At 71.8% G+C, this 13,156-nt stretch carries 11 protein-coding genes; 3 read left to right on the top strand and 8 right to left on the bottom strand.

What is annotated here, in order from left to right; genetic code table 11:
• The 3 genes from GY170_RS11850 to GY170_RS11860 form a co-directional block, all read right to left on the bottom strand.
• Complete coding sequence (locus tag GY170_RS11850) at positions 1–531, bottom strand: thermonuclease family protein (RefSeq protein WP_163893915.1); 531 nt, start codon at positions 529–531, stop codon at positions 1–3.
• An 88-nt stretch (positions 532–619) separates the two neighbouring features.
• Positions 620–1,819, bottom strand: coding sequence for a DegT/DnrJ/EryC1/StrS family aminotransferase (locus tag GY170_RS11855; protein WP_163893917.1), 1,200 nt, complete (start codon positions 1,817–1,819; stop codon positions 620–622).
• A 41-nt stretch (positions 1,820–1,860) separates the two neighbouring features.
• Positions 1,861–2,523: an HAD-IA family hydrolase gene (locus GY170_RS11860; RefSeq protein ID WP_163893919.1), complete on the bottom strand. Its 663-nt coding sequence runs from the start codon at positions 2,521–2,523 to the stop codon at positions 1,861–1,863.
• 122 nt (positions 2,524–2,645) lie between these two features.
• Here GY170_RS11860 and glmU point away from each other — a divergent pair, with 122 nt between their 5' ends.
• Both glmU and glmS read left to right on the top strand, forming a co-directional pair.
• Positions 2,646–3,980 carry a bifunctional UDP-N-acetylglucosamine diphosphorylase/glucosamine-1-phosphate N-acetyltransferase GlmU gene (gene glmU / locus GY170_RS11865; RefSeq protein ID WP_163893921.1) on the top strand — a complete coding sequence of 445 codons (1,335 nt, stop codon included), beginning with the start codon at positions 2,646–2,648 and terminating at the stop codon, positions 3,978–3,980.
• Between the two features lie 36 nt (positions 3,981–4,016).
• Positions 4,017–5,834 carry a glutamine--fructose-6-phosphate transaminase (isomerizing) gene (glmS, locus tag GY170_RS11870; RefSeq protein WP_163893923.1) on the top strand — a complete coding sequence of 606 codons (1,818 nt, stop codon included), beginning with the start codon at positions 4,017–4,019 and terminating at the stop codon, positions 5,832–5,834.
• Positions 5,835–5,897: 63 nt separating this feature from the next.
• On the opposite strand, the gene GY170_RS11875 is transcribed toward glmS, so the two are convergent.
• Positions 5,898–7,703, bottom strand: coding sequence for a hypothetical protein (locus tag GY170_RS11875; protein ID WP_163893925.1), 1,806 nt, complete (start codon positions 7,701–7,703; stop codon positions 5,898–5,900).
• Positions 7,704–8,022: 319 nt separating this feature from the next.
• Between GY170_RS11875 and infC the strand changes: the two genes are divergently transcribed.
• Positions 8,023–8,514 (top strand): translation initiation factor IF-3, encoded by a 492-nt coding sequence (gene infC / locus GY170_RS11880; protein WP_235937840.1) that lies wholly within the window; start codon positions 8,023–8,025, stop codon positions 8,512–8,514.
• Positions 8,515–8,590: 76 nt separating this feature from the next.
• Here the strand turns inward: infC and GY170_RS18615 are convergent, their stop codons facing one another.
• The 4 genes from GY170_RS18615 to GY170_RS11900 all read right to left on the bottom strand — a co-directional run bounded on the left by GY170_RS18615 (position 8,591) and on the right by GY170_RS11900 (position 13,155).
• The gene (locus GY170_RS18615; protein WP_163893927.1) at positions 8,591–10,864 is read right to left on the bottom strand and encodes an OmpA family protein; all 2,274 of its coding nucleotides are present in this window, start codon (positions 10,862–10,864) and stop codon (positions 8,591–8,593) included.
• 197 nt (positions 10,865–11,061) lie between these two features.
• Positions 11,062–11,850, bottom strand: coding sequence for an FAD binding domain-containing protein (locus GY170_RS11890; protein WP_163893929.1), 789 nt, complete (start codon positions 11,848–11,850; stop codon positions 11,062–11,064).
• Positions 11,850–12,344 carry a (2Fe-2S)-binding protein gene (locus GY170_RS11895; RefSeq protein WP_163893931.1) on the bottom strand — a complete coding sequence of 165 codons (495 nt, stop codon included), beginning with the start codon at positions 12,342–12,344 and terminating at the stop codon, positions 11,850–11,852. Before GY170_RS11895 ends, GY170_RS11890 begins: the two co-directional genes overlap by 1 nt.
• Before the next feature lie 256 nt (positions 12,345–12,600).
• A complete protein-coding gene (locus GY170_RS11900; RefSeq protein ID WP_163893933.1) occupies positions 12,601–13,155 on the bottom strand; it encodes a PqiC family protein in 555 nt (184 codons plus the stop codon).
• Between the last annotated feature and the right edge of the window lies 1 nt (position 13,156).

Raw genomic sequence — 13,156 nt, forward strand, 5'->3', positions numbered from 1 at the left:
TCAGGCGCACCAGCCGGCGCGGCGCCCGCCGTCATAGGCGCGCGCCAGCCCGGCCGAGATCATGGTGCGCGAGACGGGGGTGCCGTCCACCGCCATGTCGATCAGCAGCCGGTCGTAGCGATCCCGCCCCTCCGTCCGCCAGCTCACCTGCCCCTGCCCGAGGAGCCGCGCCAGCGCCACCTTGGCCTCCTCCGCCCGCGCCCGCTCGCTTTCGCACTTCGGGGAGAAGAGCTCCGGCGTGTCGAAGCCGACGAGCCGCGCCCGCTCCTCCCGGCCCGCGCAGGTGAGGGCGATGGTGTCGCCGTCGACGATGCGGGTGATCCGGCAGCCGGCCGCCGTGCCGGTCTGGCCGATCTGCGGCAGGCGGATGGCCGCGCCCGCCCCGTCCGGCGGAACCAGCGCGTAGAGGAGGAGGACGGACAGGCCCGCGAGCCCGGCCACCTTCAGGCGCGCCAAGAGGGTCACCTTGTAGCCGCGCCGGCGGCGTCGGCGGCCGGTAAAGGGGATGACGGAGGAGCTGCGGGGCGACATGAGCGGCACCCTGCGCCGCCAGCCGCGCCGCATCGGGCCGGCCGCATGTCACGATTGGGGCGCTTGCCTCAAATGCCGCGGGTGCGCCTCAGGCGGCGCCCTGCTGGTAGAGCGCCCCCACCTCGGCGCGGATGATCCGGGCGATGGTGGCGACATCCTCGCGGCTGAAAGTCAGCGGCAGGCGCAGGTCGACGAGGCCGGAGAGCGCCGCGTCCGTCTTCGGCAACTGGGGCGGCGCCGCGTAGCCCCAGTGGACATAGCGGGAGGTGAAGCCCACCGCCTCCTCGGCGCCGAACCACTTCAGCTCCACGCCCCGCGCGGCGCAGCGGGCGACGAGATCGGCACAGGCCTCCCCCCGCCAGCCGTCGAGCTGGAACTGGAAGGAGGAGCCGACGTAGCCCTCCGCCTCCGCCCGGGGGATCAGGCGCAGGCCGGGGGTGGAGGCCAGCCCCGCCTCCATCTCACCGTAGAGCCGGTTCCAGCGGGCCACCTGCGCGGGCAGCGCCGCCAGCTGCGGGCGCAGGATCGCGGCGCGCAGGTTATCCATCCGGCCGGAGATGTTGGGCACCTCGGCGCGCAGGCGGCGGAACGCCTCCGCCGGGGGCCGCGCCCGGTGCCGCTCGTAGAGCATGTAGGAGCCGGAGAGCAAAATGGCGCGGGCCATGGCCTCGTCATCGTCGGAGGTGAGGAGGCCCCCTTCGCCGGAATTCATGTGCTTGTAGGTCTGCGTCGAGTAGCAGGCCATCGCCCCGTGCCGGCCGGAGGGCACGCCCCCCCAGCTGCCGCCCATCGTGTGCGCGCAATCCTCGATCACCGTCAGCCCGGCGGCCTCCGCCACCTCCATCAGCCGGTCCATGTCGACCATGTGGCCGCGCATGTGGGAGAGGAGGAGCACCTTCGCCTGGGCCCCCTTCTCCGCGAGGTCCTCCAGGTCGATCACCAGATCCCCCGTGACCTCCACGAAGACCGGCCGCGCGCCGACGGCCGCGATGGCGCCGGGCACGGGGGCGAGGGTGAAGGCGTTGGTGAGAACGGGATCGCCGGGGCGCACGCCGACGGCCCGCAGCCCCGTGGTAATGGCGACACCGCCCGAGGCGAGCGCGAGGCAGTAATGCGCGCCGGTGAAGGCGGCGAATTCCTCCTCGAGGAGTGCCACTTCGCCGGCCTCTCCGGGGGCCGTGTTGTAACGGTGCAGACGGCCGTGCCGCATCACCGCCAGCGCTGCCTCGATGGCCGCCTCGGGGATGGGCTCCTGCTGTGTGAAACTGCCCGTGAACCGCTCAACCATGGCGCCAGCCTCGCCCTCCGCCGGGGCACCGTCAAGCGTGCTCAAAGTCGCAGGCCGTTCACGATCCCGGGCAGCTCCGCGTAGGAGGGGACGAGCGCCGCCGGCTCCAGCGCCGCCATCTCGCCCCCCGCCGGCCCGAAGCTGACCAGCAGCGAGGGCGCCCCGGCGGCGCGGGCCGTCTCCCTGTCCGTCACGGTGTCGCCGACGAGGCAGGCGCGCCCTGCCGTGCCGCCGGCGCGGGCCACCGCCTCATGGAAGGGCGCCGGGTCGGGCTTGCGAACGGCGAGCGTGTCGGCGCCGATGATGGGGCCGAAGGTCTCCAGCTCGCCCAGCGCCGTCATCAGCTTCACGGCCAGCCCCTCGGGCTTGTTGGTGCAGATGGCGAGCGCGTAGCCCTCGCGCCGCAGCGCCTCCGCCGCCTCGAGGGTGCCGGGATAGAGCCGCGTATGGACGGCGATGGCTTCGCCATACGCCTCCAGCAGCAGCGGGTATTCCCGCTCCACCGCCTCGTCGCCGTAGCCCTCGACGCGGGAGAAGCCGAGCCGCAGCATGGCCTTGCCGCCGCGCAGCGCCGTCTTCGCGTCCCCCACCGGGTCGAGCAGTTCGCCGAGCCCCAGCCCGACGAAGCAGTGATTTGCGGCGGCGACGAGGTCTGCCGCGGTGTCGGCGAGCGTGCCGTCGAGATCGAAGATGACTGAGCGCATGGGAGCGACGTGTAACGATTGGTAAGGGGATGTGAAGCCCGCCCGTCTTGTGCGAGGATCACGGGGCGGTAAAAGCGCCGGAAAGAGGCAGGAGGCGCCGGCAAACGGCGCGAGAGCAGCAAATGGGCAACCACGTCATCATCCTGGCCGCCGGCCAGGGCAGCCGCATGGCCTCGGACACGGCCAAGGTCCTCCACGAGGTCGCCGGCTTCCCCCTCATCGCCCACGCCCTGCGCGCGGCGGAGGCGCTGGCGCCCGAGCGCGTCATCGTGGTCACCGGCCACGAGGCGGCGGCCGTCGAGGCCGCGGTGGCCGAGCATGCGCCGGAGGCGACCTGCGTGCGCCAGACCGAGCAGCTCGGCACCGGCCACGCCGTCCTTCAGGCGGAGGGCGCGCTCGCCGGCGCCGAGGGGCAGGCTTTCGTCCTCTACGGCGACACGCCCTTCATCCGGGCGGAGACGCTGGAGGCGATGGCGGAGGCACCGGCGGACTTCGCCGTCCTCGGCTTCGAGGGCGACCCCGCCGCCCGCTACGGCCGCCTCGTCACGAGCGGCGACGTGCTGGAGCGGATCGTCGAGTGGAAAGATGCCGACGAGACCACCCGCGCCGGAACTCTCATGAATTCCGGTGTATTGCGCGGCGATGTTCAGGCGATGCTTCAACTCCTCCGGGAGGTCGGCAACGACAATGCCGCCGGGGAATACTACCTCACCGACCTCCCCGCCCTCGCCGCCTCGCGCGGCCTCACCACCCACGTCGTGCGCTGCGACGAGGCGGAGACGCTGGGCATCAACACCCGCGCCGAGCTCGCCCGCGCCGAGGCCGCCTTCCAGGCCCGCGCCCGCGCCGAGGCGCTGGAGACCGGCGTCACCCTCGTCGCCCCGGACACGGTGCACTTCGCGCTCGACACCCACATCGGCCGCGACGCGCTGATCGAGCAGCACGTCGTCTTCGGCCCCGGTGTCACCGTGGAATCCGGCGCCCGCATCCGTGCCTTCTCCCACCTCGAGGGCGCCCATGTCTCCCGCGGCGCGACCGTCGGCCCCTATGCGCGGCTGCGGCCCGGGGCCGAGCTCTCCGAGGATGTCCATGTCGGCAACTTCGTGGAGGTGAAGAACGCGCTGATCGCCGAGGGGGCCAAGGTGAACCACCTCTCCTACATCGGCGATGCGGATATCGGCGAGCGGACGAACATCGGCGCCGGGACGATCACCTGCAATTACGACGGCGTCTTCAAGCACCGCACCGTGGTCGGCGCCCGGGCCTTCATCGGCTCCAACACCATGCTGGTGGCGCCGGTGAATGTGGGCGACGAGGCGGTGACGGGCTCCGGCTCCGTGATCACAGCCGACGTGGCGGCGGGGGACCTCGCCCTCGGGCGGGCGCGGCAGGTGGCCAAGCCCGGCCTCGGGCGGAAGATGATGGAGCGCCTGCGCGCGCTGAAAGCCAAGGGCTAGCGCGCGGACACGCGCTGAAAGCGAAAGGATACCCCCATGTGCGGGATCGTCGGCGTTCTGGGCAGCCACGAGGTGGCGCCGCTCATCCTCGAAAGCCTCAAGCGGCTGGAATATCGCGGCTATGACAGCGCCGGCATCGCCACCGTCTCCTCCGGCCAGCTCGGCCGGCGCCGGGCGGTGGGCAAGCTGGTCAACCTCTCCGACCTTCTCGTCCATGACCCGCTCGCCGGCCACAGCGGCATCGGCCACACCCGCTGGGCGACCCATGGCGCCGCGACGGAAGGCAACGCCCACCCGCACCGCGCCGGCCGCGTCGCCGTCGTCCACAACGGCATCATCGAGAACTTCCGCGAGCTGCGCGAGGAGCTCAGCCACAAGGGCCTGACCCCGCAGACGGAGACGGACACCGAGACCGTCGCCATGTTCGCCGAGAGCCTGCTGGCCGAGGGGATGAGCCCCGAGGAGGCGGTGCGCGCCACGCTCTCCCGCCTGACCGGCGCCTATGCCCTGCTCTTCCTCTTCGACGGCGAGGAGGATCTGATGATCGCCGCCCGCAAGGGCTCCCCCCTCGCCATCGGCCACGGGGACGGCGAGATGTTCGTCGGCTCCGACGCCATCGCCCTGGCCCCGATGACGGAGCGGATCACCTATCTCGAGGAGGGCGACTGGGCCGTCATCCGCCGCGGCGGGGCGGAGATCTTCGATGCGGCGGGCCGCCGGGCGAACCGGCCGGAGAAGCGCATCCATGCCGAGATGGCCGAGGTCTCCAAAGCCGGCCACAAGCACTTCATGATGAAGGAGATCGCCGAGCAGCCGCAGGTGCTGGCCGAGGCGCTGGATCACCATGCGCCGGGCGGCGAGATCACCTTCGGCGGGCAGCAGATCGACTTCTCCGGCATCGAGCGGGTGACGATGGTCGCCTGCGGCACCGCCTCCTACGCCACGCATGTCGCCCGCTACTGGATCGAGCAGCTCGCCGGCATCCCCTGCGAGGTCGACGTTGCCTCCGAGTACCGCTACCGCGAGCCGCCGGTGCCGAAGGGCACGCTGGCGATCTTCGTCAGCCAGTCGGGGGAGACGGCGGACACGCTGGCCGCCCTGCGCTACGCCTCCGGCAAGGCGGAGACGATCCTCTCCATCGTCAACGTCGCCGAGAGCACCATCGCGCGGGAGAGCGACATCGCCCTGCCGATCCTCGCGGGCCGCGAGATCGGCGTCGCCTCCACCAAGGCCTTCTCCTGCCAACTCATCGTCCTCGCCCTCCTCGCTCTCCGGGCGGCGGAGGCGAAGGGCCGGCTGAGCGCAGAGCAGGTGGCCGAGCGGCTGGCGGAGCTGCGGCAGATGCCGGGGCTCTTCAATCACGCGATGGCCAAGGCCGGGGCGGCAGCGCGCATCGCCGGGGAGCTGGCGGAGGCGCGCGACATCCTCTTCCTCGGGCGCGGCCGGATGTATCCGCTGGCGATGGAAGGGGCGCTGAAACTCAAGGAGATCAGCTACATCCACGCCGAGGCCTATGCCTCCGGAGAGCTCAAGCACGGCCCCATCGCGCTGGTCGACCCGGCGGTGCCGGTGATCGTCATGGCGCCGCATGACGAGCTCTTCGACAAGACCGTCTCCAACATGCAGGAGGTGATGGCGCGCGGCGGGCGGGTGCTGCTGATCACCGACGCCGCGGGCGCCAGGGCGGCGGCTGAGGGCTGCTGGCGGGTGCTGGAGATGCCGGATGTCGCGGCGCTCTGGGCGCCGATCCTCTACGCCCTGCCCGCGCAGCTGCTGGCCTATCACACGGCGGCGGCGAAGGGCACGGATGTGGACCAGCCGCGCAACCTCGCAAAGTCCGTCACTGTCGAATAGCGCGGGGGCAGCAGGCCCCGGGGAGAGGAGCGCCCGGGCGGGGGACCGCCCGGGGCTGCTGTCCTACTCGGCCGGCTCCTCGGCCGCCTCGGTGGCCGGCTCTTCGGCCGTGTCCGCCTCGGCGTCGGCCCCGGTGGAGGCGGCGGCGCCACCTTCCATCCCGAGCTCCGCACGGATGTCCCGCAGCGCCAGCGCGAGGCGGGCGAGGCTCTGCTCTTCGGCGGCGGCGGAGATCGCCTCCTCCAGCTGGGCCTTCTGCTCCTCGCTGAGGTCGGCCTCGAGGACCATCAGGCGCGCGCCCTCCGGATCGAAGCCCTGCAGAGTCAGGACAGTGGTGTCGGCGCCGGCGCTGGACTGAGCCTCCTCTGCCTCGGCGGCGTCGGCTTCGGGCGCCTCGTCCGCCTCGGAGGCCTCGTCTGCCTCGGGGGCCTCGACTGCCTCCGAAGCATCCGACTCGGGCGCATCCGCCTCGGCAGGCGCGGCGTCCTCTTCGGGCGCCTCGTCGGCCTCGGGGCTCACGACCTCCTCAGGCGGCGTCACGGCCTCGTCCGGGGTCATGACCTCCTCGTCGGTCATGCCCTCGGCCTCGGGCTGCGCCTCGGCATCCGCGGGCTCCTCGCCCTCGGCCGGAGCCTCCGCGTCGGCGCTGTCCGCCGACGGGGCCGTCTCATCACCGGCCGCGGGCTCGGTGCCCTCTTCGCTGGTGGCGGTCTCGCCGGTCGCGTCCGCTTCCGTCTCGACGACGACGATGGCGCTGGTGCCCGTATCCGTCTCCTCGGCACCGGCATCCGCGTCCGGCGCGTCCGCGTCGACTTCCTCGGACGCCGTCTCCTCGGAGTCAGCACCCTCGGTCGGCTCTTCGGCAGCGGGCGCTTCGGCGTCAGCCTCGTCGCCGGTCACCTCGTCAGCCACCGGCTCTTCGGTCGGCGTCTCTTCGGTCGCCGCTTCGTCAGCCACCGGCTCTTCAGTCGTGGCCTCTTCAGTGGCCGTCTCTTCCGTCACGGCCTCGTCGCCCGTCTCCTCGGCCATCGCCTCGTCGGCCGTCTCTTCAACGGCCGGGGCCTCGGTGCCCTCCGGCGCGTCCTCGGACCCTTCCGCCGCAGCGTCAGCCTCAGCCATATCGGCCTCGCCTTCCGCCGGGGCCTCGCCCTCGGCGGCGGCAGCGTCGCCCTCCGTCTCGGAGCCCGTCAGGCTCTCCAGCGTCGGCGCCTCAGGGGCCTCGCCCATCTCCTCTTCAGCGAGGGCCTCCATCTCCTCGGTGGCACTCTGCGCCTCCTCGGAGAGCTCGGCGGCGGCCTCGGCCCTCTCCTCGGCGGCGGCGGCGGCCTCTTCGGCCTCCTGCGCCATCTCCTGCGCGGCCTGGGAGGTCTCGGCGGCCAGTTCGCCCTCGCCCTCGGCGGCGGCTTCGGCCGCCTCGTCGGCGAGCGACGCGGCCTCGCCCGCCATCTGCTCGGCCTCGTCGGCCATCTCCTCGGCCATCTCGGCCGTCTCTTCCGCGGCGGCGGCGGCGGCCTGCGGGGCCTCCTCGACCAGCTCGGCGGCCTCGTCCGCGACATCCTCGACGACGTCGGCCGCGGCGTCGGCCACGTCCTCGACCGTGTCGGTGAACTCGTCGACCGCATCCTCGACGGCCTCGGCCGCCGATTCCACGACGCCCTCCTCGGCCGCGCCGGCGATATCGCCGGCCTCGGCAGCGGCCTCCTCGGCGGCCTCGGCCGCGGCGGTGGCCTCGGTGGCCGCCTGCTGCGCCGCCTCCTCGGCGATCGCTGCCTGCTCCTCCGCGGCCTGCTGGGCGTTCTGCTCGGTGACGTACCAGTAGCCGGCCCCGGCCAGCGCAACGATCACGACGATGATGGCGATCGATCTCATGTGTTCTCGTCCTCTCGAAAGTGCGTTCGGCCCGGGGGCCCTTGAAACGAAGATGGCAGAGGCGGAAAAGTTTTCATAGCCGCGCCGGCCTTGCCGGGCGTTATTCCTCCCCGCACGCAGAACGGGGCGCCATTCCCGGCCGTGCAGCCCCCCGCCTGCCCCTTTCTCCACCGCCCGCGGGACGGCGCGCCCCATTTGCGGTTGAATGGTGGCTCGCCCGGGCTTACTTTGCGCTACCTAGGATGTGAACGACCGAAAGGACACCGCCATAGCCCGCAGACCCCACAACGCGCCGCCCGTCCGCGACACCGGCCCCCGAGTGAACGACCGTATCCGCGCGCCGGAGATCCGTCTCATCGGCCCGGAAGGCGAGAACGTCGGCGTCGTCTCGCCGCACCGCGCCCTCGCCATGGCCGAGGAAGCCGGGCTCGACCTCGTGGAAATCTCGCCCAACGCCACGCCTCCCGTCTGCAAGATCATGGACTTCGGCAAGTTCAAGTACGAGACGCAGAAGAAAGAGGCCGAGGCGAAGAAGAAGCAGAAGATCATCGAGATCAAGGAAGTCAAATTCCGCCCGAACACGGATGTGCATGACTACGAGGTCAAGATGCGCAACGTGGTCAAGTTTCTCGAGAACGGCGACAAGGTGAAGGTCACGCTGCGCTTCCGCGGCCGCGAGATGGCTCACCAGGAGCTCGGCCGTGATCTGCTGCAGCGCGTGGCGGAGGACACCAAGGAGCTGGGCAAGGTCGAGAACATGCCCAAGATGGAAGGCCGCCAGATGGTCATGATGATCGGGCCGCTGAAGTAGGCGCTGCTCATCACACCGAAACGACGAAGGCCGCCCCGGAGGGCGGCCTTTTTGTTGTGCCGTGGTGCTGGCGGCGTCAGATGTTGCCGCGCAGCAGCTCGGTGATGTTGCGCACCGCCGCGCGGCGGTTGAGGCGCTCGGCCTCCTGCGTCTCCACCTTCAGGTCCGCCTCGCCGTAGCCTTGCGTGACGAGGTTCTCCGGCGGGATGTCGAAGTACTCGGCAAGCGCCAGCGCCACCGTCTCGGCCCGGCGGTCGGAGAGGGCGAGGTTGTAGGCGGCGTCGCCCACCGCATCCGTGTGGCCCTCGATCAGGAAGACCTGGCCGGGATCCTCGTCGAGGATGCCCGCGATGGCGAGGCCGAGGTCGGTCAACTCCTCCGCCTGGCTCGCGTCGATGGCGGCGGAGCCGGTGGTGAAGGTCACCGCGTCGAGCTCGACCTGCGGCGCCAGCGCGCGGACGGCGCGGATGTCACGCACCTGGCGAAGCGAGAAGCTGCGGCCGAGGTCGGAGGCGACACGGGCCGTCAGAGCCGCACGGAGCGCCTCCTGGTCGGCACCGGTGGAGACGATGCTCCGCTCCTGCTCGGGCGCGGGCAGCGAGGCCTCGTCGACCGCCACGACCTCTTCGGTATCGTCGAAGAGCACCGTGCGGGTGCCATCGGGGCGGATCAGCGTGCGGCGCAGCGCCATGCCGTCGGCGGCACGGATGGTGACCACCTGGCTTCCATCCTCGCGAACGACGGTGGTCCGGGTGGAGCCGTCATCGAACGTCTCGGTCCGCACCTCGGAGCCGGCCGTGCGCAGCAGCGCGTCGTCGTTCTTGAGAACGCGCAGGTTGCCGTCCGACGTGCTGACGACCACGCGGTCGCCGGAGTTGGAGACGACCTCGTCGCCACTGCTGAGGATCGAGCCGACCGTGGCGGCGCCGAGCCCGAGCAGGATGGCGCGCTGGAAGTTGGTGAGGCCTTCGTCCTCCTCCTCTTCCTCGGCGACCATCTCCTCGCCTTCGGGGGCCGGAGCGTCCGTGGCGTCGCCATCGATCTCTTCGGCCGTGTCGGGGGCGAGGGAGCTTTCCTCCGTCGGGGCCGTGTCGAATTCCTCGTCGGCGTTGCGGACGTCTTCGTCCTCCACCGTTTCGGTCGTCACCTCGGCCTCGCTGGAGCCCTCGTCGTCGCTGGCCGCGGCGGCGGCAGCGGCGGGCGGGGCGGCAGGCTCAGCGGGTTCGGCGGCTTCGGGCGGCTCGGCAGCTTCGGCGGGCTCGGCAGCTTCGGCCGGTTCCGCGGCTTCGGCGGCGACGTCGTCGTCCTCGCCGGCCGCGGTGGCGTCGGCGGCAGCTTCGGCGGCGTCGTCATCGGCGATGGCGGCGCCGGCCGTCATCTCGTCGGGCATCTCCGCCTCGCTCTCGGGCGTGGCGTCCTCCAGCGGGTCGGTGCCCTCCTCTGCCGTCGCGTCGGCGTCATCCTCCTGCGCGGCGGCGTCGGAGGTGACGGTGTCGTCGCCCTCGACCTCGGCGCCGACCTCGGAATTGTCGCCCGGCTCGGCGTCGAGCATCAGGTCTTCGGCGACCTCCTCGGCGGTCATGTCGTCGCCCGGCGCGTTCTCGTCGCCCTCGGCGGCGGTCGCGGCGGCGGCGTCTTCGGCGGCCTCGTCATCGGCCACGGCGGCGCCGGCGGTCACCTCGTCGGGCATCTCCGCCTCGCTCTCGGGCGTGGCATCCTCCAGCGGATCGGTGCCGGCCTCGGCCGTCGCGGCAGCGTCATCCTGCTGCGCGGCGGCTTCGGAGGTGACGGTGTCGTCGCCTTCGACCTCGGCGCCAACGTCGGAATTATCGCCCGGCTCCTCGTCGAGCATCAGGTCGTCGGCGACCTCCTCGGCCTCGCCTTCGGTCTCCGGCGCCATGTCGGCGGCGGTCTGCGCCGCGGCGTCTTCGGCGGCCTCGTCATCGGCGACAGCGACACCGGCGGTCACGTCGGGCTGCATGCCCATCGCGTCGTCGGCGTTGCCTTCCTCGAGACCGAGGTCCTCGGCCACATCGGCGGCGGCACCGGCGCCCTCGCCCGGCATCCCTTCGGCCGGCTCGCCCGGCATGTCCTCACCGGTGGAGACCTCCGGATCCTCGAAGCGGGACATGATGGCGTCGATGTCGTTGATGCCCAGCTGCTCGAGCCCGGCGCGGAATTCCTCCTGCGTCGCCACGACGGCGCCGTCGGGGCCGATGCAGGGCAGCTCCGGCGCCTCCACGGTGCAGTCTTCCGGCGCCTGGGCCGTCTCCTGCGCAAGGAGGGGGACCGGCGCGCCGGTCAGCGTGAGGGCCAGCGCGGTGCTGGTCTTGAGGAGTACATGTCGCATGACGTCCATCCTGTTGTCTTGGCGTCTTGTTATATGTCGCCGCCATCTCGGGGCGCGGCGAGAGTGGCCCATGATGGGCGCGTGCTGACGGCAAACGGGTGGGCGAGGCGGAGCGTTCCCGCCCGCCTGTCACGAAAGCAAAAGGCCGCCGGTGAGGGCGGCCTTTCGGAAAGTGTCTGCGAGGCGACGGGCCCCGTTCAGGCGAGGGCGGCGACTGCCCGGCGGAGCATGACGCCGGCCATGCGGGCGCGGTAATCGGCGCCGCCATGCACGTCGGCGATCAGCCCCTGCTCCGGCAGCGAGAGGCCTTCCAGCGCCGCGACGGAGAAGTCCTCTGTCAGCGCCGCCTCCGCCTCCTTCCAGCGGAAGGCGCCATCCTCGGAGGCGCCGGTGACGGCCACGCCGACCCGGGTATCGAAGCGGGCGACGAAGACGGCGGCGAGGGCGAAGTGCGAGGCCGGCTGGATGAACTTCTCGTAGGCCGAGGCCTGCGGGATCGGGAAGGTCACGCCGGTAACGATCTCCCCCTCCTCCAGCGCCGTCTCGAAGAGTCCGAGGAAGAAGTCATCGGCCGCCACCTCCCGCTGCGAGGTGTGGATGGTGGCGCCGGTGGCCAGCGCCGCGGCCGGGTAGCAGGCCGCCGGGTCGTTGTTGGCGACGGAGCCGCCGATGGTGCCGCGGGTGCGTACGGCCGGGTCGCCGATGCGCCCGGCGAGCGAGGCGAGGCCGGGGAAGATGTCATACGCCCCGTGCACGAGCTGTGCATGGGTTGTGCCCCCCTTCACGTGCAGCGCATCGCCCCGCTGCTCGATGCCCTTCAGCTCGTCGATATGCATCAGGGAGACCAGCCGCTCGGGCATCGCGAGGCGGGCGCGCAGCGAGGGGATCAGCGTCTGCCCGCCGGAGAGCGGGTCACTCCCCTCCTCGGCCAGCATCTCCAGCGCCTCGGCGAGGGTCGTCGGGCGGGCAAGCTCGAAATCGTACATCAGTTGGCCTCTACCGCCTTCGTCCCCGCCGGCTCCTGGCCGGAGGCGGCCTGCACGGCGCGGACGATGTTGTGATAACCGGTGCAGCGGCAGAAGTTGCCCTCCAGCCAGTGCCTTATCTCGGCCTCGCTGGGCTTGGGGTTCTCCGAAAGGAGGGCGGTCGTGGAGACGACCATGCCCGGCGTGCAGAAGCCGCATTGCAGCCCGTGGTAATCCTGGAACGCCTGCTGGACAGTCGAGAGCGTGCCATCGGGGGCGGCAATGCCCTCGATCGTGGTCACCTCGGTCCCCTCCGCCTCGAGCGCGAGGATGGAGCAGGCTTTGACGGGCGCGCCGTCGACCAGCACCATGCAGGCGCCGCACTGGCTGGTGTCGCAGCCGACATGGGTGCCGGTGAGGCCGAGCCCGCGGCGCAGCATGTCCACCAGCAGCGTGCGCCCCTCCACCTGCTGCGTCACGTCCTGACCGTTCACGCTGAGCGTCACGTCCGGCATATGGGCATCCCCCTTTCATCTGCGATCCGGGGCGGACCTGAGCATGGAAGCGGGCGAATGGGAAGGGGGTGGGAGGCGGAGGTGGCGCGAGGGCCTGCGACCTGTGGGGGCGGTGGGTTGGAAACCCACCCTGCGGGGGGGCGCCGGAATGGCGGGCCGGGGGAGCAAGGTGGAGAGGCCGGGGGGCCAGCCCCCCGGGCCCCCCGAGGTATTTTCGGCCAGATGAAGGGGATCCGGGGACGGCGGGGGCCGTCCTTCAGCTCAGGCCGCCGCGGGCGATCTGGCGGGCGAGCTCGGCCACCGCGGCGCCGCGGGCGGCGGCGATGGCGGCCGCGCCCGCGTCCGCCGCGAGGGGCGAGGTGATGGAGAAGAGCTCCGCCGAGTCGCCGCCGGAGCCGTCGAGCGCGGCGATGAAGTACTGGCCCGAGAGGCGGAATTCGCCGCTGCGCGACGCGATCATCTCCTCCACGCGAACCTCGACGCGCGCCGCCGGGTAGGGATCGAAGGGCCAGGGCTCGCCGGCGACGATGACCCCCGTCAGTGCCGAGAGGGCCCGCACCAGCTCCAGCGAGACGGAGCGGGCCGGGTCATCGGCCCAGAGCAGGCCGTCCTCGGCAGCGAGGGTGCCGTCCACCGCCTCGACGTAGATTTCCTCGTAATTGGCATAGGAGGGCAGCGAGACGTCGCGCACCTCGACGGAGGAGAAGGCGATCGGGATCTGCTCGGAGGGCGTCACCTGCGGCACGGCATAAAGCTGATCAGGCCCGCCGAGGAAGGAGCAGCCGGAGAGGGCCACTAGGAGGGGAGTCATG

Origin of the sequence: Pseudoroseicyclus tamaricis (genome assembly GCF_012070395.1) — a bacterium.
Lineage (GTDB): Bacteria > Pseudomonadota > Alphaproteobacteria > Rhodobacterales > Rhodobacteraceae > Pseudoroseicyclus_A > Pseudoroseicyclus_A tamaricis.